22 protein-coding genes and 1 pseudogene are annotated in these 22582 nt (G+C 39.5%); 19 read left to right on the top strand and 4 right to left on the bottom strand.

The annotated features are described in order from the left end of the window. Window positions 1-56: 56 nt before the first annotated feature. The 7 genes and pseudogenes from PL9214_RS22475 to PL9214_RS22500 all read left to right on the top strand — a co-directional run bounded on the left by PL9214_RS22475 (window position 57) and on the right by PL9214_RS22500 (window position 6774). Window positions 57-443 carry a superoxide dismutase family protein gene (locus PL9214_RS22475; RefSeq protein WP_083580130.1) on the top strand — a complete coding sequence of 129 codons (387 nt, stop codon included), beginning with the start codon at window positions 57-59 and terminating at the stop codon, window positions 441-443. Next, complete coding sequence (locus PL9214_RS32790) at window positions 422-640, top strand: superoxide dismutase family protein (RefSeq protein ID WP_254175459.1); 219 nt, start codon at window positions 422-424, stop codon at window positions 638-640. Before PL9214_RS22475 ends, PL9214_RS32790 begins: the two co-directional genes overlap by 22 nt. A gap of 240 nt (window positions 641-880) precedes the next feature. Beyond that, window positions 881-1006, top strand: a pseudogene (locus PL9214_RS33290) (ChaN family lipoprotein); the annotation flags it as partial. Between the two features lie 276 nt (window positions 1007-1282). Beyond that, complete coding sequence (locus tag PL9214_RS22485; protein ID WP_072721077.1) at window positions 1283-1963, top strand: winged helix-turn-helix domain-containing protein; 681 nt, start codon at window positions 1283-1285, stop codon at window positions 1961-1963. 101 nt (window positions 1964-2064) lie between these two features. Then, window positions 2065-6030, top strand: a complete 3966-nt coding sequence (locus PL9214_RS22490) for a PAS domain S-box protein (RefSeq protein WP_072721079.1) — start codon at window positions 2065-2067, stop codon at window positions 6028-6030. 35 nt (window positions 6031-6065) lie between these two features. Then, a complete protein-coding gene (locus tag PL9214_RS22495) occupies window positions 6066-6461 on the top strand; it encodes a response regulator (protein WP_072721081.1) in 396 nt (131 codons plus the stop codon). A 118-nt stretch (window positions 6462-6579) separates the two neighbouring features. Beyond that, the gene (locus tag PL9214_RS22500) at window positions 6580-6774 is read left to right on the top strand and encodes a hypothetical protein (RefSeq protein WP_072721083.1); all 195 of its coding nucleotides are present in this window, start codon (window positions 6580-6582) and stop codon (window positions 6772-6774) included. 58 nt (window positions 6775-6832) lie between these two features. Here the strand turns inward: PL9214_RS22500 and PL9214_RS22505 are convergent, their stop codons facing one another. Further along, a complete protein-coding gene (locus tag PL9214_RS22505) occupies window positions 6833-7768 on the bottom strand; it encodes a serine hydrolase (RefSeq protein WP_072721085.1) in 936 nt (311 codons plus the stop codon). Between the two features lie 72 nt (window positions 7769-7840). On the opposite strand from PL9214_RS22505, the gene PL9214_RS22510 reads away from it, so the two are divergent. Next, window positions 7841-8581 carry a C40 family peptidase gene (locus tag PL9214_RS22510; RefSeq protein WP_072721086.1) on the top strand — a complete coding sequence of 247 codons (741 nt, stop codon included), beginning with the start codon at window positions 7841-7843 and terminating at the stop codon, window positions 8579-8581. A gap of 1 nt (window position 8582) precedes the next feature. Next, window positions 8583-9593, top strand: coding sequence for a lysylphosphatidylglycerol synthase transmembrane domain-containing protein (locus PL9214_RS22515; protein WP_083580131.1), 1011 nt, complete (start codon window positions 8583-8585; stop codon window positions 9591-9593). A gap of 58 nt (window positions 9594-9651) precedes the next feature. On the opposite strand, the gene PL9214_RS22520 is transcribed toward PL9214_RS22515, so the two are convergent. Together PL9214_RS22520 and PL9214_RS22525 are read right to left on the bottom strand one after the other, a co-directional pair. Then, entirely contained in the window at window positions 9652-10338 is a 687-nt protein-coding gene (locus tag PL9214_RS22520) for an N-acetylmannosamine-6-phosphate 2-epimerase (protein WP_186440436.1), read from the bottom strand. Between the two features lie 39 nt (window positions 10339-10377). Continuing rightward, window positions 10378-12258 carry a hybrid sensor histidine kinase/response regulator gene (locus PL9214_RS22525; protein WP_072721089.1) on the bottom strand — a complete coding sequence of 627 codons (1881 nt, stop codon included), beginning with the start codon at window positions 12256-12258 and terminating at the stop codon, window positions 10378-10380. Window positions 12259-12432: 174 nt separating this feature from the next. On the opposite strand from PL9214_RS22525, the gene PL9214_RS22530 reads away from it, so the two are divergent. Next, window positions 12433-13731, top strand: coding sequence for a CBS domain-containing protein (locus PL9214_RS22530; RefSeq protein ID WP_072721091.1), 1299 nt, complete (start codon window positions 12433-12435; stop codon window positions 13729-13731). A 2-nt stretch (window positions 13732-13733) separates the two neighbouring features. Here PL9214_RS22530 and sbcD read toward each other — a convergent pair whose 3' ends face one another. Next, window positions 13734-14960 carry an exonuclease subunit SbcD gene (gene sbcD / locus PL9214_RS22535; RefSeq protein ID WP_072721093.1) on the bottom strand — a complete coding sequence of 409 codons (1227 nt, stop codon included), beginning with the start codon at window positions 14958-14960 and terminating at the stop codon, window positions 13734-13736. A gap of 182 nt (window positions 14961-15142) precedes the next feature. Here sbcD and PL9214_RS30805 point away from each other — a divergent pair, with 182 nt between their 5' ends. The 9 genes from PL9214_RS30805 (at window position 15143) to PL9214_RS22575 (ending at window position 22537) form a co-directional block, all read left to right on the top strand. Further along, window positions 15143-15337, top strand: a complete 195-nt coding sequence (locus PL9214_RS30805; RefSeq protein WP_139295130.1) for a hypothetical protein — start codon at window positions 15143-15145, stop codon at window positions 15335-15337. A gap of 232 nt (window positions 15338-15569) precedes the next feature. Next, on the top strand, window positions 15570-16973 hold the full coding sequence (gene mgtE / locus PL9214_RS22540) for a magnesium transporter (protein ID WP_072721095.1): 1404 nt from the start codon (window positions 15570-15572) through the stop codon (window positions 16971-16973). A 96-nt stretch (window positions 16974-17069) separates the two neighbouring features. Beyond that, a complete protein-coding gene (locus PL9214_RS22545) occupies window positions 17070-17714 on the top strand; it encodes a hypothetical protein (RefSeq protein ID WP_072721097.1) in 645 nt (214 codons plus the stop codon). An 878-nt stretch (window positions 17715-18592) separates the two neighbouring features. Next, window positions 18593-18808 (top strand): gas vesicle structural protein GvpA, encoded by a 216-nt coding sequence (gvpA, locus tag PL9214_RS22550; protein WP_002735503.1) that lies wholly within the window; start codon window positions 18593-18595, stop codon window positions 18806-18808. A gap of 214 nt (window positions 18809-19022) precedes the next feature. Further along, a complete protein-coding gene (gene gvpC, locus PL9214_RS22555) occupies window positions 19023-19409 on the top strand; it encodes a gas vesicle protein GvpC (protein ID WP_072721099.1) in 387 nt (128 codons plus the stop codon). Between the two features lie 399 nt (window positions 19410-19808). Continuing rightward, on the top strand, window positions 19809-20954 hold the full coding sequence (gene gvpN / locus PL9214_RS22560; RefSeq protein WP_072721101.1) for a gas vesicle protein GvpN: 1146 nt from the start codon (window positions 19809-19811) through the stop codon (window positions 20952-20954). Window positions 20955-20962: 8 nt separating this feature from the next. Beyond that, entirely contained in the window at window positions 20963-21409 is a 447-nt protein-coding gene (locus tag PL9214_RS22565) for a gas vesicle protein (protein WP_072721220.1), read from the top strand. A gap of 90 nt (window positions 21410-21499) precedes the next feature. Then, complete coding sequence (locus PL9214_RS22570) at window positions 21500-21976, top strand: gas vesicle protein K (RefSeq protein WP_072721103.1); 477 nt, start codon at window positions 21500-21502, stop codon at window positions 21974-21976. Between the two features lie 15 nt (window positions 21977-21991). Next, a complete protein-coding gene (locus tag PL9214_RS22575) occupies window positions 21992-22537 on the top strand; it encodes a GvpL/GvpF family gas vesicle protein (RefSeq protein ID WP_083580132.1) in 546 nt (181 codons plus the stop codon). The last annotated feature ends 45 nt before the right edge of the window (window positions 22538-22582 follow it).

The following is a 22582-nucleotide window of genomic DNA, read 5'->3' on the forward strand; positions in this document are numbered from 1 at the left end:
TTGTAAAAATCAGATTTAATGTGATAAACTAATATTATTCTTGATGAGAAAATCCAATGGCAATCCTAAAAAAGATCAATTCTCTTTTCTGGGGATGTTTATTAACCTTAGTATTTCTAGTCAGTTGTACTCAACCCAATAGTTCGGAAGCGAATAATGCTTTAAAAGCTCAGGCTGTTGTGCAGGGAACCTCAGAATCACAGTTATCAGGAACAGTAACCTTAACACAAATTCAAACCGATAGTATTTTACCGTTAGTGAGGGTTCAAGCCGAAATTAATGGCTTACCTGCTAATACAAAACACGGGTTTCATATTCATCAAAAAGGCAGTTGTGAACCGGATTTTAACGCGGCCTTGTGTCTCATTTTGATCCAGGGCCTTTTGGAGAAACAAATCCTGATGCTAACCATCCGTTTCACATGGGAGATTTACCCAATTTAGTGGCAGATGCGAATGGAAAAGCCGTGTTAACTTACACCACAAATCGGGTGAGTTTATCACCAGGGCCATTAAGTTTATTTGATGAAGATGGTAGCGCATTTATTGTTCATGTTGATGAAGATAAAGGTACAACTGGAGTCAAAGGCGGTGCTGGAGGGGGACGTTTAGGCTGTGGAGTGATTCAGTTAAATGCTTAACTGTTTAATTAGGGTCAAAAATAGCAGATGAATATTTATTCCTTGACACCAGTTTTAACCTATTCTTTTGGAATTTATTTATTGTGTAGTCTGCCAACTTTTACTCAATCAGGGTTGGCAGTTTCTTTATCAGATGCTCCAGTTGTTGTGACTTCAATGAATCGAGATTCTGTGATTCAAGAATTAACCCAAGCAAAGGTAATTTATTTAGGGGAAACTCACAATAATGTTAAAGATCATCAAGCTCAAATTTTATGGGATGAAACCATGGCAGATGCGATAGTAAATTTTGTTAAAAATAACCCAGATTTTCAGGTCATTGTCTTAGCAGGTCAAGGTCATATTGTTTATGGCTATGGAGTCCCAAAAGGTCAAGGTTCCTGACAAGGCCTGTTGCTGATTACCCATTGCTCATCTAGGAACAACAGAAACATTAAAAGATTACAATTTTTTGACAAAATTATGATATCCCTCTTCTGTCACTCTCCGGTTTTTCCTATGATTAGTAATTTCCAAAGCCACGTTATAGTCAACAGTCTGGGATGTGGCGATCGCATTTTGACTAATTTCGCACTCTCAGGAATTGCTACTGAGAAAAAATAACGCGATCACTTGCTCTGTCTAGGCTCTAGGATTCAAAAAATGCAAGGTTTTTCGGAAACTGACAGAAGAGGGTTAGACTCCGATTCGGGTCGAGTCAGCATTAATCAAAGTGTTATTCCTCTGACAGCAACAGAATATAATTTACTAGAATTATTCCTGCGAAATCCTGAACGAATTTTTAGCCGCAGTGCCATTCTGGATCGCCTTTGGGGATTTGATGATGCCCCAACAGAACGGGCTATTATTACTCATATTAAAGATTTACGCAAGAAACTTAAAAATGGGGGCTTAACAGAAGAAATTATTGAAACCGTTTATGGCATGGGATATCGACTTAAGCCGGATTCTCCACTAGAAAATTCATCCCAAAAGGGGGACTCTAAAGAACAATCTCGGATTAAAGTTCAAGCTGAAATTAAAAAATTGTTGGACAGTTTTAGAGGGGTAATTAGCGAACAAATAGCCGTATTAGAACGAGCAAAAATTGCTTTATTAACGGGAAAATTAGATCCAGAGTTAAAACAATCTGCCACACTAGAAGCCCATAAATTAGCCGGATCATTAGCAACCTTTGGATATCCCAATGGCTCCCACCTAGCCCGGATGATTGAGCATTTACTAATCCATGATTCCCCCCTAACCTCAACAGAAATCGCCCAGTTTTCTGAACAAGTCACTGCCTTAAGACAAGAATTCAACAAACCCAATCCAAATGAGTGATCCTCGATTGGGTCACGCGGGTGATCGGTCTCATTGAGCGTACCTACTCCCGCCATCCATAAGCGACAATTAATATATACCGCCAGGGAGAGGAAGCCGCCATGAGACTGTATCAGCGATTTTTACCTTATGCAGTTGCTATGAGTTTAACCGCTATTGCCTTTCTTCTCTCTCTTTGGCTAGAACCGCTTTTAGTTCGCACAGTTGGAGCATTTTTCTACATTGCCATTATTCTGAGTACCGGGTATGGAAGCTTTCGAGCCGGAATTGTAGCCGTTATCCTATCTACAGTAGCCATTGATTATGCCTTTATCCCCCCCAAGTATCAATTTGTACTGACTCAACCCCAGGATTTCTTGCGGTTAGGTGTTTTCCTCGTAGTCGCCCTAATGATTAATCTCCTCAATAGCAGACTTGTAGAAAGTAAAAAAAAGATTGAACGATTAAGTCAACAATTAGCCCAGGAAAATGCAGAACAATTACGCATAGCCCTATCAGCAGCCCAGATGGGAATGTGGGATTGGAATATCTTAACTGGAGAACTCAAAGCATCACCGGAAGCCGAACAGTTATCGGGGTGGGTTGCAGGTACATATGATCAGCGATATGAAACCTTCCTCGCTCGCTTGCACCCAGAGGATGTTAACGGTTTTAATCAAGCCGTCGCACAAGCGATCCAAACACACCAGATTTATCAGTACGAGTATCGAATTATTTGGCTCGATGGCAGTATTCATTGGGTAGAAGGACGGGGACAGACCTTTTATAACGAAACAGGCCAAGCCGTGCGGATGATGGGCACGATCATAAATATTGACGAGCGTAAACAGACACAACTTGACCTAAAAAAATCGAATATTGAACTCGAACAACGGGTATTAGAAAGAACGGGAGAACTGACTCAAACCAGTCATCTTTTGGAACAAAGTGAAACTCAATTTCAATACCTGGTTGCCAATGTACCTGGAGGGATTTATACCATTATTCATGCCCCGGATGGTTCCGTTCGATTTGATTATGTTAGTCCTGCCTTTTGCGCTATTTTTGAATGGGAGTCCGAGCCAATTCTCAACAATAGTTCTCTCATATTTGAACAATTTTATTTAGAAGATATTCCGGTCTATAAAGCCTTATTAACTCACTCTCTGCAAACCCTAGAACCCTTGGAACACGAGTTGCGAATTATTACCCCATCGGGTCAGTTAAAGTGGGTTCATGCCCGTGCCGTTGCACATCTTCAAGCAGATGGCAGTATTATTAGATATGGAATTGTTCGAGATATTAGTGAACGCAAACAAATTGAAGAATCACTGGAGAAAACCCTGCAACAATTAAGTTTTCATATCGAAAATACACCCTTGGCTACGGTCATTTGGGATTCTCAAATGAGGGTACAATATTGGTCAAAACAAGCTGAGAAGATTTTGGGTTGGACGGCGGAAGAAGTCTTCGGTAAAACTATGTACGAATGGCAGTTTATCTTTGAAAGAGATGAAGAAATGGTTAACCGCAAGGCGCAAGACTTATTCAGAGGTCAACCCATCATTTGCCGTAATCGCAATTATCGCAAAGATGGCACGGTGATTGATTGTGAATGGTACAACTCGGCTCTTTTGGATGAATCAGGAAATTTAGTCTCGGTTCTCTCCTTTGCACAGGATATCACTCAACGAAACCGACTAGAACAAGCTCTCAAGGTCAGCGAGGAGAAGTATCGTCAGATTATTGACCTGGCTAATGAAGGGGTCTGGATCATTGATGCAGAAGGCTATACCACGTTTGTCAATCCTCGGATGGCTGAAATGTTAGGCTATACGGTGGCAGAAATGATGGATCAATCTTTGTTTGTCTTTATGGATGAAGAGGAACGAGCGTTCGCTACGGCTCAGTTGGAAGCTCGCCGTCAGGGAATTTCTGAGCAACATGACTTTAAGTTTCGCTGTAAAGATGGTTCAGAGTTGTGGTGCATTATCGGCACTAACCCAATTATCAATGAGGCGGGACAGTTTATGGGGGCATTGGGTATGATTACCGATATTAGCGATCGCAAACGGATTGAAAAAGCCCTCCTCGATAGCGAAGAAAAGTTTCGGCAAATGATGATGGGTATCGTTGAAATTTACCCCCATGATATCTTTCATCTTTCGAGTAATCTTGCCACCACCGAGTTTTTTGGCATTGAATCTGATACCCTGCAAAATCACTTTGCCAGCGAGATCGGTGTCCAGCAAGAGTATATAGAAATGTGGCTTAATTACTATCGGGAAGCAGAATGCACGGGTGTTCCTGTAAAATTTCAATATCTGCATCGCACTGAAACAACTCAGAAATGGCTATCGGCTACGGTTTGCCCTATTGTTAACAGTTCTACTCACAGAACCCTATTTTCCTTTGTGGTTGAGGATATCACCGAGCGCAAACACGCGGAAGAAGCCTTACGCCAGAAATCGAGAAAGGAAGAGCTACTGTTTTCTATCACTCAAGCCATTCGCCAATCGTTAGATCTCCATGCCATTCTCAATAATGCGGTAACACAAGTTAGACAAACTTTACAAACGGATCGGGCTGCTATTTATCAATTTAATCCCGATTGGAGTGGGGATTTTGTTATCGAGTCAGTGGCTCCGGGTTGGCTCAAATTGGTGGGAGATCAGGTTCAAAAATCTTGGGAAGATACCTATCTCCAAGATACTCAAGGCGGTCGTTTCCGTAATAAAGAAAACTTTATTGTTAATGATATTTACACGGCTGGGCTTCAACCGTGTCATATTGAATTATTAGAACAATTTCAAGCTAAAAGTTATGCGGTTTTCCCGATTTTTTTAGGAGAAACGGTTTGGGGATTGTTAGCAATTTACCAAAATTCTACCTCTCGTCAATGGCAATCCTGGGAAATCGAATTATTACAAGAAATCGCTAGTCAATTGTCGATCGCAATTCAGCAATCGGATCTGTATCGACAACTTAAACTGGAACTCCAAGAACGCAAACAAACCGAAGCGGTATTACGAGAAGCGGAACGACGTTGGCGATCGCTGTTGGATAATGTGCAGTTAATTGTTGTCGAACTCGATTGCAACGGCAATATTAACTATGTTAATCCTTTTTTATTGAGTTTAACTGGCTATGACAAGACAGAAGTTTTGGGTCAAAGCTGGTTTGAAAAATTCTGTCCTAACGAGATTCAAGACTCAATGCAAGTAGTTTTTTCAGAAATTTTAACTCAAAATCATCATCCCTATTATCGCAATGCTATCTTGACAAAATCCGGGGAAACACGATTGATTGCTTGGAATAATACGGTGCTGCAAGATTTACAGGGAAAGATTATTGGAATGATTAGTATTGGCGAAGATGTTACTGAACGGCAAAAAATTGAAAAAATTAAGGATGAATTTATTGGAATTGTTAGCCATGAACTTCGCACCCCTTTGACCGCCATTCAAATGTCCTTGGGACTTTTAAATACAGGAATTTATGCTCAAAAACCTGAAAAGTTCCGACGCATGATTGAGATTGCGTTATTAGATACCAAGCGGTTAGTGAATTTGGTTAATGATATTTTAGATTTAGAACGGTTGGAGTCGGGACGAGCGATTCTCGATAAAACCGTTTGTAACGCTACGGATTTAATGCAGCAAGCGGTCGATGGAATACAGGCGATCGCTTCTCAAGAACAAATCTCCTTAGTGATTATCCTTAGCGATGCCGAAGTCTGGGTTGCGGCAGATGCTATTATTCAGACCTTGACAAATTTACTCAGTAATGCTATGAAATTTTCCCCTGCCCATTCCACGATTCACCTGAGTGCAGAACCCCAGGCTGATTGTGTTTTGTTCAAAGTCAGGGATCACGGACGGGGTATTCCAACCGATAAGCTAGAAGCAATTTTTGGTCGTTTTCAACAAGTTGATGGATCGGACTCCCGTGAAAAAGGAGGAACAGGTTTAGGATTAGCCATCTGTCGCAGTATTATTGAGCAGCACGGTGGAAGGATCTGGGCTGAGAGTATACTAAACGAAGGTAGTACATTTTTCTTCACTCTCCCCTTTCCCGTCAAGTTTTGAGCCTCAAACTCTCATCCGATTATCTGTGAGTGCTTATGAAAGGTAAACAAATTCTAGTCGTTGATGATGAAGAACATCTACGGGAACTGGTGCGGATGTGCCTCGAAGACCTAGCCGGATGGGAAACCCTAGGAGCAGCATCGGGTGAGCAATGTTTACAAATCCTTGAAACTGAACGACCAGATGCCATTTTGCTGGATGTATCGATGCCGGGAATGGATGGAATTACTGTATATGAACGCATTCAGTCGAATTCTAGCACGGGTTCAATTCCTGTCATTTTACTCACCGCCAGAGTGTTACCCAGTGATCGAGCCAAATTTGCCCAGATGGGTGTTTATGGGGTGATTTCTAAACCCATTCAACCTCAGACCTTAATCACAGAAGTAGCAGAGATTTTAGGATGGGATGAATTTATTACATCAGAGTAAGTGAAGGGTTTAGAGGGGGGTGATGACCCCAAAAACAATTTTATTAATTCACAAAAACCCACACTTAAGGGAAGTTTTACAGGCTTGCTTGACTGATTTAGGGGGGTGGAGTGTGTAAGTGGCTAGTTCAACTTTAGACGGCTTACAACAAGCAAAACTTTCTCAGCCAGATGCTATTATTTGGGAATTTCCTATCAAGGAAAGACAGGGTATACGATTTATAAAAATATCCAAAACCAAAATATTTATTGGTTTTGTCGTCATTGTTGGCAAACCATGCCTGTCTATAACCTTAAGTGACATGGTTCATTAGTCTCTAAAAGTTTAGTAAAAACCCACTTTAAGAAAGAGCTATCTTCGTTCGAGTTGCTTTAAAGGGTTTTCATTGCTTCTACAACCTTTTGGGAAATAAACGGTAAGAGTTCTTGATTTTTACTTTGAGCTTTTCCTTCTGTAAATACCACTAATACGGATGGTCGAGCAGAAGGAAGTTCAATATAAGCAGCATCATGACGAACTTGGCTAGTATGACCTGCTTTTGACCACAATTTTGCAGTTTTCGGGAGTCCACCACCCAAAAAACCCGTAACTTGATTTTCTGGATTTTCTGCTAACTCTTTGGGGTCAAGACTGCGTTTGATTAATTTCATCATCTGACCCGAAGCCATAGAAGAAACCGCAACACCACCAATAATACTATGCAATAATCTTGCTGTTGCATTCGTGGTTAACATATTGCGATTTTCCATTAATTCTCCTAAAAAAATTCGTTCCCGACCATAGGCGCCATCACACCACGTTTTTTGATTAACATTAATCGATTCAAATTCCGGCCAGTTGAGGGTTTTCAGATAACGGTTGACCAAATTACGTTGACTTTTCCACGTTTCGAACGGCCCTATGGGTAATTCGGGGCCACTGGTGGTTCCCGTTAACACATCAACGACTAAACTGGTGGCATCATTACTTGAATCAATCATCATATCTCTCGTCGCCCGTTCTAATTCTGGGGTTGTCCGTAACATCCCCTTTTCTTTCCATTCAAAAACAGCTAATAAATAAAACAATTTCACAATACTAGCCGGATAAATTCGTTCAATTCCCCGATAATGAAATCCACGAACAGGATATTTCCAAAACTCTTCCGGGGTTAAGGCGCCTCCGGTATTGACCGAAATGGGGGGGTCATATACTAACCAGGTCATGGCGAGTTGATTTTCGGCTACAGATGGAAATTGTGTGCGCGTTGCATCTATAATGCCTTTGCCCAGGGTTTCTAATTGTTCATCGGAATGGAAAAAAGTCATTGTTGTTGATGGTTGAGGGTTAATGGTTAACGGTTGGCAGTGGATGTCTATTTTTCTATCGACTCATCTATCATGGTTGAATGTTTATCAGATTCGATTGAGTATATCTGTAGAGAGAATTTAGATCTCTATGATTCGAGCGAGTGCAAAACTTTAGCGACGCAAGCGAGAAAAGGACGTTATTTACGTTGGCTTCCTGAACCCCAAAATCAGATTAATCGTTCAACGAGTATTTTAGTACAACTCTGCGAAGACGATTATACGGCTTGGTTACCCACGGGTGATCAAAACCATTTAGAGATGGCGACTCAACCTTATCACGCCCCGGTTTTCTCCGATGCTGAAATTCAAGCGGCCATTCCCCAGGTTATTGAGTTTACTCAAGCTGCAATGGAAACCCCCAATTATTATCTGTGGGGAGGGACAGTTAGCCCTAATTATGATTGTTCGGGTTTAATGCAAGCTGCATTTGCTTCGGCGGGAATTTGGATACCGAGAGATGCGTATCAACAGGAAGCCTTTACACAACCGATAACCTTCCATCGAGACCCTTTAGATTTTTCTAGTCTTCTTTCTGGGGATTTAATCTTTTTTGGAACGCCCCAAAAAGCCACCCACGTTGGATTGTACCTCACAGAAGGACAATATATCCACAGTTCGGGGCGTGAACACGGTCGAAATGGAATTAAAATAGATGTCTTATCACCAGAAGGGGATGCCTGTATTCAGTATTATTTTCAACAGTTGCGAGGGGTAGGACGAGTCATTTCTAGTTATCAACCTACTGCTTCAACTCACTCATTAGGACTCTAAAATGCAACCCACAAAACTTAAAATTCACCAGCCAAACTCAGATGCAGAACTTCAAACCACTGGAGGTTTCCTCAAGCTGATAAAAATCATCCTCGGTTTTGTTAAACCGTATTTAAAATGGATAATTGTAGGCGGAACCTTATTTTTCTTGGCTGCAAATTTTAGAAAGCATTGGCAAGAAATTTCTGAAATTGAGATTACCTCAACAGGTTGGATGTATCTCGCCGTAGCTCTTGTGGTGACGCTTTTTGCCCATGCTTGGTCAGCCTGGGTGTGGTTAGGAATTGTCAAAGAGTTTAAGCAACCTGTTAGACCTCGTTGGGGATTACAACTGTATTTAATTACTAATATTGCTAAATATTTGCCGGGGAATATTTGGCATTTTTATGGGCGAATTGTGGCAATGAAGGATTCTGGTGTTGCCCTAGAAGCTGCTGCTTTAAGTGTATTATTAGAACCCTTAATGATGGCAACGGCAGCATTAGGGGTGGCTTTAGTCAGCTATCGTAGTCCTTATTGGATCTTACAAATTCTAGCTTTAATTGTTCTGGGTATTGGAATTCATCCTATTATTTTAAACCCGATTCTTAGATTTTTAGAAAAGTCAAAATTTAAAAAAAAACTTTCTGAACTTCCTGAAAAACCCGCTTGTCAATTAGATCATTACCCCTTCAGACCTTTATTGGGAGAAGTGGGGTTTATTTTATTAAGATGGTCGGGGTTTATGTTTGTTTTATTAGCTTTCCAGCCCGTACATTTTAATCAAATTTCGTTGTTATTGGGAGCTTATAGTTTTTCTTGGTTATTAGGGTTATTAATTCCCGGCGCACCAGGAGGATTAGGGGTTTTTGAAGCAATGGCTTTAGCATTATTGAGTCACCAATTTTCCGCCCCAATTTTATTAAGTGTCATCACTTTTTATCGATTAGTCACTATTATCGCTGAAACAGTGGGGGCATTATTAGCTAAATTAGATCAACGATTTTTAGATCATTCTCACCCAATAACATAAACTGTTGGCTCTATTCCCCTTTCCCTATAGCAAGATTGCCTATTGCCTATTCCCTGTTTTATGATAAAGAAACCGCTTTTTGATACGCTTGAACTAACAGATCAATTCCGGTAATTGCCCCCCCAACAACAACGGCATAAGCACCTAAATCCAAGGCTTGTTTCGCCATTTCTGGGGAAGAAATTCCCCCTTCACAAATCACCGGAACTGATAACTGATTCACCATTTGAGTTAATAAATCAAAGCTGGGGGGAGACTGATGTTGGGTGGTTTGGGTATAACCATATAATGTTGTTCCCACACAATCTGCACCTGCGTCTGCGGCAATTTTAGCGGCTTCTAAACTATCCACATCCGCCATCACTAATTTCCCTAATTCTTGATGGATTTTAGTAATTAAATTCCGAACAGTTTCTCCTTGGGGACGTTCTCGCAATGTCGCATCAATGGCAATAATATCAGCACCAGATTTAGCAACGGCGACAGCATCTTCAAATCGAGGCGTAATATACACTTCAAACCCTGAAATTTGTTGTTTCCATAAACCAATAATCGGTTGAGAAACCTGTTGACGCACCGCTTCAATATGAGTTGGGGTATCAATTCTCACCCCTACAGCACCTCGATTAACGGCTGCTTCCGCCATCGCTGAAATCACAATTGGATTATGCAATGGGGAATCAACAGGAGCTTGACAGGATACAATTAATCCGTGTTTTAAGGGTAACAAAATTTCCGATTTCATGGTTTAAGGTGAATAGTAAAGGGTAAAATGGGTTAAGATTTAATTCATTTTTAAGGCTATCATTTTATTGAGTAACTCGTCGGGTTGAATCGGTTTAACTAAACAATCATAATATTCAAAAGAGGGGTTAACTTTGGAATCAAGAAAGCAGCTTTCATAGGTTAAGGCTAAAATTTTAATTTTTTGGGTTTGGGGTTGATGATGAAGTTGATTGAGAATTTCATGGCTGAATTGTCCCGGTAAATTCAGGTCAATAATGAGCGCATCCGGTTGTAACAGTTCAATTTGTTTAACGGCGGTAAATCCTTCCATTAACCAAACCACTTGATATCCAGAGGCGGTTAATAAGTCACAAATTAAAGTTGCGGTTTCTTCATCCCGTTCAATTAAAACACACTTGCGACGAGGAGAATTGAGATACACTGAAGGCAAAGAAGTTTTAAACGGAGATTCAGTAATTTCACCTTGAGGTTTTTTAGACATTAAAGGTAAAGCGGGTAAGTGTACGGTAAAGATAGAACCGACACCCACTGTAGATTCAACATGAATGACACCGCCATGTAATTCAACCAATTGTTTTGTCAAGGCTAATCCTAACCCTGTCCCTTCATACTGACGATCATAAGCGGAATTTAACTGCTGAAATTTTTCAAATAATAAAGGCTTTTTATCATCAGGAATTCCAATTCCCGTGTCTTCGATTTGCAAAATAGCGATATTATTATCTACCTTAAGTTTTAAGGTAACTCGACCGCCATCTGGGGTAAATTTGATGGCATTTTCTAATAAATTAAAGATAATTTTCCGAATCCGTTCATGATCTCCTGTAAATCGGTTTTGATGAGGTTTTATTTTGATATCACTGGTGAGATTGATCTGATGAGTTTGAGCTTTTTCTTGAAAAGAATTTAGACTTTGATGGACTAATTTAGACCAAGAAAATTCACTAATTTGGAGGACGGTTTTTCCGGCTTCTACTTCAGATAAATCTAAAATATCATTAATCAGTCCCAGTAACTTTTCGCCACTATCATGAATTGTTTTTAAATACCGTTGCTGCTTATCAAGGGGCATTTTTTGATTGGCTTGTTGTTCTCCAGAGTAGCGTAATAACGTTTCTGAAATGCCAATCACGCAAGTTAATGGGGTGCGTAATTCATGACTCATGGTGGCTAAAAATTGGCTTTTCGCTCGGTTGGCAGATTGCGCGCCTAATAAAGCATCATGAAGGGCTTGTGTTCGTTCGCGGACTCGTTGTTCTAGGGTTTGTTTTTGTTGTTGAAGTTGGGCGTATAGTTGAGCTTGGTGAATCGCAATGGATAAATGTTGGGTAATTTTTTTTAAAAATCGTTTTTCCATTGTTTTCCACTGGCGGGGTTTGAGACATTGATGAGCAATTAATAAACCCCAAAGGTTGTCTTGAACTACAATGGGAACAATGATGAGAGATTGAACTTGAAATTGTTTTAAAAATTCAATAAAACAGGTAGTGTGAGCATAGTCATGTTCTACATTAGAAACGGATTTAATAAAACCTTGACGATATTTATCTAAAAAACTACACTCTTGTTTAAAACAATGCTGATCTTCTGATAAATTTAAAACGGAAAGAATCTTATGAGAAGAGCGATCTTCATAGATCACTTTTCCATAGGGATATCCTGGGACATCTTCACCCCTGAACTGGGATGATTGTTCTAATGTTCGTTCTCCTCCCCAGTCCAATTCAGGGGCTTCTACAGTTGACAGGTATTGTAGCTCAAATTGATAAATGAGCAACCGATCAACCGATAAAAATTGTCGCAACTGTTTAACCGCAGTTGACAAAATCACCGATAAATCCAAACTCTGACGAATCTGAGTCGTGACTTGATTCAGAAGTCGTTCTTGTTGAAGCTGCTGGTATAAGGCATCGTCCACAGGCTTATATAACCGTCACTCTAAAGAATAGGGGGGGGGAGGAAGAAAAAACAAAAAGGTTGTAGCCATTTTTGTAGCTATTTGCGAGTTTACGGTTCTAAGATGGACAGAACAGTCTTACCTCATCAGTATGATCTTGGAAGAACCCCTGTTTGCGTTGAACCGCCAAAATGAATGAGCAGCCAATCTCCCATCACTTTTGATTCTACCTTAGCTTCTGTCCTTTCTTATGACTTTACCGTCAGTTCTAGCACTTTAGGACAGAGTGTAGCTAAGAAGTTTGCCCAAAACCCCGATTTACCGGGCGTTATTATCATGGATAACCGCGACTTCTTAGGCATGATTTCACGGGCGAAGTTTCGAGAACAAGTGAATACTACCCAGCGAGAAAATTTGTATTTCAATCAACCGATTCAAATGCTGCTCGATTATCTGAGGATTCCTGCCTTGTTGCTGGATCAAAATTGTAAAATTGGAGAAGCTGTCAATAGTGCATTGAATCGCTCTAAAGAATTAATTTATGAGCCGATTGTTGTTGTTTTTGATAATAAATTTTATCGAATTCTCGATATTCAAACTTTATTATTAGCTCAAAATCAACTCTTAAATCATGCTCAAACTTTGATTCAGCAGCAACAATCCCAAGTTGAACATTCTTTTAAAATTATTGAAGTTGAACAAAGAAAGTTTAAAAAATATACAAAATATTATCAAAGCCAGCAAGAAGTAATCAAAAAAAATTATGGTGATTTTTTAAAAATCAAGCAACAAGAAATTTTTGAAACTGCACAAAAAATTACGGAGATTAATGAAGATTTTTTACAATTAAGTCAGCTAGTGATTGGAGAAACCAACAAATCTTTTCATTCAATTTATGTCAGTGCAAATTCTATCCATGCTGATACAACTCATGTTCAAAGGATTAGTGAATCTATTTCTAACGATTTAGAATCTATTCATTCGGCGTGTAATTTAATTGCTAAGATTCTTCAACAAATTCGTCATTTAGCCGTACAAGCTTCTATTATTGCTCATCAATCCCAATCTCCTTCTCAAGGATTTAGTCGGATTAATTTAGAAATCAATCAACTGCTCAATCAAATTTTAAATGTCAATCAGCAGATGAATAAAGTAGCCAATCATTTTAGATTTCATGCTCAAAAACTCCAAGATATTGCTGAAAATGACGCTGAGATCTCTCGGTCTATTCTCTCGAAGTTAGAACGGGCAGAACTGGTTGTTAAGGAATTAGAGAGACTGATTGATAATTATGATCCGAATTTAATTATTTTAATTGTAGAACAAGCTAAAAATATGAGTCCTGAGTTGATTCCTTCTTTCATTTCTAAAATAGAAAAATTAGCCCTCACCCCAGAAGAAAATCCTAGTTCAGAGGCAAATCCACAGCATTTAATTGGCTTAATTGAACGGACATTGCAACAACGGAATCTTAATTCTCCCCCTGAACCTTGATTCTATTTTTCTCCGGCTAATAACAGTTGAGCAGCTTCCATCATTTCAGATTGAAATCCTTGCAAATCTTCTCGACTGGTTAAATAGGTTTTTAAAGCATCTAACGGTTCAAGACTACTCCCTTGTGTTCCTAATTGCGGTAAACGGGGTCGAGCTAACTGACTGACTAATTCCGGTTGAATAGTATAGGTATGGGCACTCCTTAAAAGATGATGCAATTCGGTGGTATTAATTAAATCCAATTGATCAGAACGCAGTTGATAAATTAAACGCACAACAGATTCTTCAATTTTATGTTTTTGAATAACTTTTATTAACATTTGTTGAGGATCATCGGCTTTGGATAAATCAACTTTAATCGTAGAAAAAGCACGAGCAGGTAAAGCACAAAACTCCCATTTAACTTGTCCTTTTTTGACCTCAATTAATACAAATCCTTTCTCTTCTTTTTCTTCGCTAAAATCAACCCGTTCAATACTTCCGGGATAAATGACAGGCGGATCATTTGTGCGGTTGAGATTTTGATGTTTATGGACATGACCTAGGGCGACATATTCAAAACAAGAGCGCGTTAAGAGGGAAAGAGGGATATTAAATCCTTTACCAACGGCTAAAAATCGTTCGGCTCCTAAATTCGCTCTCTCAACCATTAAATGTCCTAATAAAATTGTGGGTAATTGTGGATTTAAACTCCGAATTTCTCCTTCTAAAACAACGGTTAAACGGTCAATTAACAGTTGATTAACGGCTTCTAAAGACAGTCCTTCGGTTTCAGGACGAGTTAATAACGTTGAGCGAGTTAACCAAGGTAAAGTAATAATTTGAATGGCTCCATTTCGAGTTTGAATGGTATGGGTTTCTAAGCTATCCCCCACAACAAATCCGGGAACCCCTAATGTGCGATAAATTCCTAAACTGGCTCCCCCCTGTCCTTGGGAATGTTGATCATGATTTCCCACTAATAAAACCGTTGGAATTTCTGCATCCACTAACCGCCGAAATTGAAACGCAAAAGCTTGTTTAACATAAGGAGCCGGGGTTGCATCAGGAAAGGCATCTCCCCCGAATAAAACTAAATCAACGGGTTCTGCGATCGCTCGATCAATACAACGTCCCAACGTGGCAATAAAATCCTCTAATCGGCTATTTAAACCCGTTTCAGGATTAATTCGACCATGAGAAAAACTACTCCCTAAATGAATATCGGAAAGGTGCAAAATTTTAATCATTGCTGAGTTGATATAACTGGATTTATTTTAGTATAATCTAAATCAGAGAATTTGTTGTTAGGCTTCAGCCTTTAATCTTTAACGCTAAAGGGAAACAACAAATCGGTGTTTAATTGTAACTTGATAGAAAACGACTAACTTGCTCTATAATCAATTCATCAACACCCCAACCAGAACACCAGATGCAAATTGAAACTAGCATCCCTTTGTTAGAAAATATCCTAGAACCCTGGAAGCCAATAATCGGAAGTCAATATCAACCTTATAAAAACCATGTTTATCGAGTGGTTAATTTCTGTTTTCTCCTTCACCAATCTACACCCGATGATCGGGAAAAGTTCATCATTGCAGGTTGCTTTCATGATAAGCGAAGATAGAATTATTCACAAATCAGCGAAATCCTTTACCGATGATGAAATGGTAGGTTAACCTCGTTGTAAGTACCCAAACATAATGATTTACATATTTCTAATTCCCTGTTCCCTGTTCCCTGTTCCCTGTTCCCTATTATTTACTTATAAATTGTTGACTTTTTGATTTAAAAGGTTAAGGTTCACCCTAAGCCTTTAGACTTGATCTGGATGCAGAACTGTTTTAGGAGGGCTGCCTTTGACTGAAGCCAATCAATCAATACCCCCAACCTCAACCATCTCTCGTAAAGAGTTACGCGAGTTGGTGCGGACACAACTACAAGTGTTACTGGAGCTCGGAGACTTAACAGCCGCCAAAAGCATCCTTAAGCCTGTACAACCGGCGGATATCGCCGAAGCCATCGAAGGTTTACCCGAAACCATGCAGGTGATTGCTTTTCGGTTGTTACCCAAAGATGAGGCGATCGAAGTCTACGAACAGCTTGACTCTAGCGTTCAACAGTCTCTGTGCGAGAAATTCAAGCGCCAAGAAGTCATCGACATTGTAGATAAAATGTCACCCGATGATCGAGCGCGTTTATTTGAGGAGTTACCCGCCTCCGTCGTGCGGCGAATTGTTGCCGAATTAAGCCCCACAGAACGTCAATCAACGGCGTTGTTGTTAGGCTATGAAGCGGGAACGGCTGGGCGAATCATGACCCCGGAGTATGTTTCTCTCAAAGAATATTTTACCGTCAGTCAAAGTTTAGAACGAATCCGCAGTTTAGCCTATGTAACAGAAACGATTTATTCTCTGTATGTTACGGATTCAGATCGGCGGTTATTAGGGATTTTATCATTGCGGGATTTAGTCACAGCCCAACTGGAACAAACCGTCGGTGAAATTATGAATCAAGATATTGTTTCTGTGCAAACGGACACCGATCAAGAGGAAGTGGCGGATATTATTCAACGGTACGATTTTTTAGCAATTCCAGTGGTAGATAGCGAACGGCGATTAGTGGGAATTATTACCGTTGATGATGTGTTAGATATTATTCAACAGGAAGCCACAAAAGATATTTATGCTTTGGGGGGGGTGCAAACCGATGGCGATAATTATTTTCAGGCAAATTTGCTAACAATCGCCCGCAGACGGGTGGTTTGGTTATTAGTTTTACTCTTAACAAATAGTGTAACGGGTTCAATTTTGAAAATGCAACAGGATCTGTTGCATCAGGTGGTGGCACTGTCGTTTTTTATTCCCTTACTGACGGGAACAGGAGGCAATGTGGGGGCACAATCTTCTACCGTTGTGATTCGGGGGATGAATACCGATGAAATCCGGGCAATGGGGCCATTACAAGTGATTATGCGCGAGGGATTAGCGGGAGCATTATTAGGTACAATCTTAGGAATTTTAGCTACAATTTGGGCCAATACATTTGTTGTACAAGGGAATTTACCCGTTGCTGTGGCGGTGGGGGTTAGTTTAGTCGCGATTTCCATCTTAGCTTCGGTAGCGGGTTCCTCTTTGCCCTTTTTATTCCGTTCATTAGGATTAGATCCGGCTTTAATGTCAGCACCGTTTATTACAACGGCTGTTGATGTTTTAGGGGTGTTAATTTATTTTAATTTAGCTCGATTGATTTTGCAAATTTAGAGGAGGTGATTATCGGGATTGTTACTTTTAAAGCAGCGTCCACGATTCTCCTTCTCCACCGGAAACCTTTATTTAACTTCACTTGAGATTATTAATATGCTGAATCATAAACGATGGCCTGAATTCGTAGAATTAATTTTGATTATTGCTGCAATTATTGGTTCTTTTAGTCTTCTCAACGGACAACCCATAACTTATGCAGTGATTCCGGGATCTTTAGCTTTAGGATTGAATTGGCTTAATCGTCAATTATTAGCCCAACAAACTCGGAAAAGTGCTACCAATACAAAAAGCTTAGTTCAGCAACATCAAGCAGATTTAGATCAATTAATGGATCAATTAAAAAACACAATCAATACTTTAAATATTTCTTCAGGGCTGGCCTTTACTCCGAATCCTCAATTAGCTCAGGAATTACAATCTTTAATGATCGTGATTCAAAATCTATTAGAACGTCAAAATTTATTAGAAAAAACCTTAACAATGATGCAATCTGAGTTAGAAGTGATTGTCCAAACGTTCCAAAAACGGCCTGAATTGGAACAAATCAATAGCTTAACTCATGTTATTGTCGATCTTCAACAATTTATTAATCAATTACCTCAATGGGGAAATTTACAACAACATCAAATGAATGAACTGCATCAAAAGGTTGAACAATCTCTACAACAACTTTCCGTAGAACTCGCTAAAATTCCCCAGCAAGTTGAACAGGAAGTTAAGCGACAAGTCAATTCATAACAAGAGTCAAAAGTCAAGAGTCTAGGTTTGCTGCATTATTAAATGGTTCAGTATCCTTTGTCTTTTCCCTTCTAATTATATTAGATCAAAAAACAAGGGAACCCGCAGAGATCTATTAACAGTCCGTGGATACACCAGTTGCCATATCTCTCCTCTGGGCTGTTGGCTGTTTTGTTTGCTGATCTGAACTCAGCAGACCCTAAATAGACTGGTCTTGACATCAAGTGACGAGGATTCTAAAGACTCCAACTGTTAAAGGGGATCTCAAATCAATTTTCTTGGCATTCCATCCAAAGAAGCGGCTGTTTCAAGCGATAAGATCTCCGTACCTCTTTAAATATACATCCGTATATTTACGGATGTATACTGTAAGTATACGGATGTACTTATCTAAACTCTCGAATCAATTCTGGGTGGTGTAAGTATTGCCAGGGAATTAAAGACTTCTGAGTTAACTCTTGAAAATACCTAAAACCCTAACACTGTAAGGAGTTTAAAGTCAGACATAATTAATATTGAGAGTAAAAAATTACTATAACAAGTTGTATTTTTACTGAATATTAACTGATCTCGGACAACAATTTTACCCTGATCCTAATCAAAGTATTGATGTTCGATCAATTTTATTGACCGTAATTTCTCTTATGTTTAATCAAAATATCCGTAATTGTACCAAAATGAACTTTACATTATTACATAATGCAATAAAAACCTTTTGAAAAAAACAAAATAAGCTTTACATTATTTAACAAAAAACTTTTGAAAAAGTGTTGACAAATTTAAAAAACAATTGGTATGATTCAAAGTGTCAGGGAGAGGTGAAAGACTTCTTAACCCTAGACAAAACAAACAACAATGAGTAATAAAGGTACAAAACCATGGCTGTCGAAAAAACCAATTCTTCCTCTAGTTTAGCTGAAGTTATTGATCGCATTCTTGACAAAGGGATCGTTATTGATGCTTGGGCTCGTGTCTCTCTTGTGGGAATTGAACTGTTAGCAATTGAAGCCCGCGTCGTTATCGCTTCTGTTGAAACCTACCTGAAATATGCTGAAGCTGTTGGTCTGACTCAATCCGCTGCGGTTCCTGCCTAAGATTAATAATAGATTTTTCAATCTTCTGATTGAGGAATCTTCAAGTTCTGAACAATTGTCTGCTTTTCTTTTATCCCCTAACCTTCGTAAAGACTCCATAGGATGAGGGAGCGGGAAAAGCAGGTATTTGTACTGTTTAACCCCAGTCAGTCGCTGTCAATATTCGGCTGATGAGTGGGGTTAGTCATGATTTAGTGTTATTGAGGAAAACCCCATGACTGCTCTCATGGAAAAATTCCGACAGGAGCGTTTATCAATTGCAGAAGAAGTGGCTGAACTCTGCCAAGAGACTCAAGCTTTTCTGTCGGCTACCCAAGTTAAAAGACAACAACAAGCTGAAGAGCAAGCGATTTCCCTAAGTCAATTTCACAAAAAATTGAAACAAGAAAATCGAGTGTTTTTAACAGCTATCCACAAAGAACGTCTGTCCCAAGCCAAGAAACAAGCGATTTCCCTAAGTCAATTTCACAAAAAATTGAAACAAGAAAATCGAGTGTTTTTAACAGCTATCCAAAAAGAACGTCTAGCTCAAGCGAAGCAGCAAAAACAAGATTTGCGCCAATTTCGTAAAGAGTTGTCTATCTATGTTTTTGGAAAATAATTCTCCTGGTTCGTTTTAACCAAGCTCAAAGACTAGGATAAAAAAACCCCTCTAGTCGCTTTTTGTCGAGCTAAACTAGAGGGTTATCATTAAAATACAACAACGAGTTTTAGGTTTTTAACCTAGTATGACTAATCCTACTTCTTTTGAGATCCCAAACTCATGGTAGAAGTAGAACTCCTGTCCTAACGGATACAGGATTCCTGCAAACTAAGGGCTAGTTACCTTTTACCCTTAGCAGGCAATAACGGTTAGTCTTACCGCTAACAGATTTGCACGAATTGTAGCTTTGGTAACTATATATAACTGTATTTACAGAATAGCACATTTGTTTGCAATTTGTCAACTTTCTTCATCAAGCTTCTCAGAAAATTTATTGACGTTTACTAGATTTCAACCATGACAGTTGCTGAACCTCAAACAAGAAGATCTGTCCTCCGCGTTCGCCCTGGTCAATTTGTTGTTACACCTTCAATTCATCAAATTACAACCCGGGCTTTACGTTACCTGCACTCTGGTTTTTCCATTCATCTGCGTGGCCCAGCCGGAACCGGAAAAACCACACTAGCCATGCACCTAGCCAATTGTTTAGCTAGACCCGTAATGCTGATTTTTGGAGATGATGACTTCACCAGTTCCGATTTAATTGGCAGTCAGTCAGGTTATACCCACAAAAAACTGATGGATAACTATATCCACAGCGTTCTCAAAGTTGAGGACGAACTCAAACATAATTGGGTGGATTCTCGACTGACGATGGCCTGTCGAGAAGGATTTACCTTAGTTTATGATGAATTTAACCGTTCTCGACCCGAAGTCAACAACGTTTTACTCTCCGCCTTAGAAGAAAAAATTCTGACCCTGCCGCCCACTAGCAATCAACCCGATTACCTGCAAGTCCATTCTCAGTTTCGGGCAATTTTTACCTCTAACCCGGAAGAATATTGTGGGGTTCATGCTACCCAAGATGCCTTAATGGATCGGTTGGTAACCATTAATATGCCAGAACCGGATGAACTAACTCAGACTGAAATTCTCGCCCAAAAAACAGGTATTCGTCGAGAAGATGCGTTATTTATTGTCAACCTCGTCAAAACTTTCCGTCTGAAAACTACGGCTGAAAAAACATCAGGTTTGCGCTCTTGTTTAATGATTGCCAAAGTCTGCGCCGAACACGAGATTGTTGCCACCCCCAATCACGCAGATTTCCGCGATATTTGTGCAGATGTTCTCTTATCACGGACTAATTTACCCATCGATCAATCGACAACTATTTTATGGGAAATTCTCAACGAGAATTCAACAGAATCCTTACCTGTCGTAGAGGAAACGGATAGTCCAAATGCCAGTGCGTTACCTCCTGATGCTTTAAAGGAACATGAACAGAAAATTTATCATTATTTGCAGCAAACCCACAAAGCCAGCTTTCATGAAATTTACAAGACTTTAAACCTCAAGCAAAATCAAGCGGAAAAAGCTATTCGTTCTTTACTGCAAAAGAAATTGTTGAAGCAACAAGACCAGTTTTATATTCTTTTTGAGTGAAACCAACCGTGACTTCCTCTACTTTTGCTCCCCCCATCAAAAGCCACTCAAATAGCTCCATAACAACGGCTACTCAAGGTTCTAGTTTAGCGGATATCCTTGAACGAGTTTTAGATAAAGGAATTGTGATTGCGGGCGATATTTCTGTGGCGATCGCTTCTACTGAACTTCTACATATCCGCATTCGTCTATTAATTGCCTCTGTTGATAAAGCACGGGAGATTGGAATTAATTGGTGGGAAAGTGACCCCTATCTTAATAGTCAATCTCAAGCTTTATTAACAGAAAATAAAGAACTTTCACAGCGACTCCAGAGCTTAGAAGCTGAACTTAAAGCCTTAAAATCCTTAACCCAATCGAGTGCAATAGAAAGCCATGATACCAGTCCGAACGATGAAGAACATTCCGAAAAGCCAAACAATTCTTTGCTTAAGTCCAAACAAGTTAGGGGGTAGTTTGCCTCATTTAAACTTAGATAAAATTTCAAGTTTGCGAACTTCCAGGCTTGAGCTTCGTCGCCAAAAACCTATTTACTAACTGCGATTATGGCACTTGTTTGCACACCTTGTGATACTGCCGATGAGATCTTACCGACTTCTGAAACAACTCATAGTAAAGGGGGTTTAGCACCTTTACTGTTAACGGTGGTAGAACTGGTACGTCAACTGTTAGAAGCTCAAATCATTCGCCGCATGGAAGAAGGCAGAATTCTCAGCGAGGCTGATTTAGATAGAGCCGCAGAAAGTTTGCAAAAATTACAAGAGCAAATTCTCCATTTGTGTGCAATTTTTGAAGTCGATCCGAAAGATTTGAATATCAATCTTGGAGAATTTGGTACGCTTTTACCCTCCCCAGGAAGCTATTACCCTGGAGAATATAGCGCCAGTCCTTCTATATTAGAATTGGTTGACCGACTTTTAAATACTGGAGTTGTTGTAGAAGGAAATGTCGATTTAGGTTTAGCCAAACTTGATTTAATTCATCTAAAGCTTCGTTTAGTGCTAACTTCTCAGCCCCTTTAATTTTGGAGATGATTTATGGCTACGGGTCTTTATTTATATGGAATATTTGCCGATCAGATTCCTGACGAAATGGTTTGGGAAGGGATTGATCATGAACTCGTTCACAGTGAAGTCATTGAAGGATTTAGTTTTCTCTACTCTGTTGTTCATAAAGAGAAATATTTGGCTTCCCGTCGCTATCTAATTTGTCATGAAAAAGTCCTAGAAAACGTAATGGAAGCAGGGTTCCGTACTTTGCTACCATTGCGTTTTGGATTGGTTGTTAAAACCTGGGAAACGGTGATAGAACAATTGATTATCCCTTATCAGAATCAACTCAAAGATTTATTTACCAAATTGTCAGGAAAACGAGAAGTTAGCATTAAGATTTTTTGGGATAGCTCCTCTGAATTAAAAAGAATTCTGGAGTGCGATCAGGAGTTAAAAAAACAACGGGATGATATGCTCGGCAAAACGTTAACGATGGAAGAAATTATCTATATTGGTCAAAGGATTGAAAACAGCTTATACCAATGTAAACAAGAAATTGTTCAGGTCTTTCGAGATCAATTAAATCATTAGACATCTCCAAAATAGAAAAAAGGAGGGGTAAAAAGATGATAAAAT

The organism is Planktothrix tepida PCC 9214, assembly GCF_900009145.1.
Lineage (GTDB): Bacteria > Cyanobacteriota > Cyanobacteriia > Cyanobacteriales > Microcoleaceae > Planktothrix > Planktothrix tepida.

What these genes read in the sequence shown, in the direction of transcription:
- PL9214_RS22545 (WP_072721097.1), top strand. Translation starts at nt 17,070, where the DNA reads ATGCTGAATCATAAACGATGGCCTGAATTCGTAGAATTAATTTTGATT.
- gvpN (WP_072721101.1), top strand. Translation starts at nt 19,809, where the DNA reads ATGACAGTTGCTGAACCTCAAACAAGAAGATCTGTCCTCCGCGTTCGC.
- PL9214_RS30805 (WP_139295130.1), top strand. Translation starts at nt 15,143, where the DNA reads ATGCAAATTGAAACTAGCATCCCTTTGTTAGAAAATATCCTAGAACCC.
- gvpC (WP_072721099.1), top strand. Translation starts at nt 19,023, where the DNA reads ATGACTGCTCTCATGGAAAAATTCCGACAGGAGCGTTTATCAATTGCA.
- PL9214_RS22495 (WP_072721081.1), top strand. Translation starts at nt 6,066, where the DNA reads ATGAAAGGTAAACAAATTCTAGTCGTTGATGATGAAGAACATCTACGG.
- PL9214_RS22570 (WP_072721103.1), top strand. Translation starts at nt 21,500, where the DNA reads ATGGCACTTGTTTGCACACCTTGTGATACTGCCGATGAGATCTTACCG.
- PL9214_RS22485 (WP_072721077.1), top strand. Translation starts at nt 1,283, where the DNA reads ATGCAAGGTTTTTCGGAAACTGACAGAAGAGGGTTAGACTCCGATTCG.
- sbcD (WP_072721093.1), bottom strand. Translation starts at nt 14,960, where the DNA reads ATGATTAAAATTTTGCACCTTTCCGATATTCATTTAGGGAGTAGTTTT.
- PL9214_RS32790 (WP_254175459.1), top strand. Translation starts at nt 422, where the DNA reads ATGGGAGATTTACCCAATTTAGTGGCAGATGCGAATGGAAAAGCCGTG.
- PL9214_RS22475 (WP_083580130.1), top strand. Translation starts at nt 57, where the DNA reads ATGGCAATCCTAAAAAAGATCAATTCTCTTTTCTGGGGATGTTTATTA.
- gvpA (WP_002735503.1), top strand. Translation starts at nt 18,593, where the DNA reads ATGGCTGTCGAAAAAACCAATTCTTCCTCTAGTTTAGCTGAAGTTATT.
- PL9214_RS22505 (WP_072721085.1), bottom strand. Translation starts at nt 7,768, where the DNA reads ATGACTTTTTTCCATTCCGATGAACAATTAGAAACCCTGGGCAAAGGC.
- PL9214_RS22575 (WP_083580132.1), top strand. Translation starts at nt 21,992, where the DNA reads ATGGCTACGGGTCTTTATTTATATGGAATATTTGCCGATCAGATTCCT.
- PL9214_RS22515 (WP_083580131.1), top strand. Translation starts at nt 8,583, where the DNA reads ATGCAACCCACAAAACTTAAAATTCACCAGCCAAACTCAGATGCAGAA.
- PL9214_RS22530 (WP_072721091.1), top strand. Translation starts at nt 12,433, where the DNA reads ATGAGCAGCCAATCTCCCATCACTTTTGATTCTACCTTAGCTTCTGTC.
- PL9214_RS22520 (WP_186440436.1), bottom strand. Translation starts at nt 10,338, where the DNA reads ATGAAATCGGAAATTTTGTTACCCTTAAAACACGGATTAATTGTATCC.
- PL9214_RS22490 (WP_072721079.1), top strand. Translation starts at nt 2,065, where the DNA reads ATGAGACTGTATCAGCGATTTTTACCTTATGCAGTTGCTATGAGTTTA.
- PL9214_RS22510 (WP_072721086.1), top strand. Translation starts at nt 7,841, where the DNA reads ATGGTTGAATGTTTATCAGATTCGATTGAGTATATCTGTAGAGAGAAT.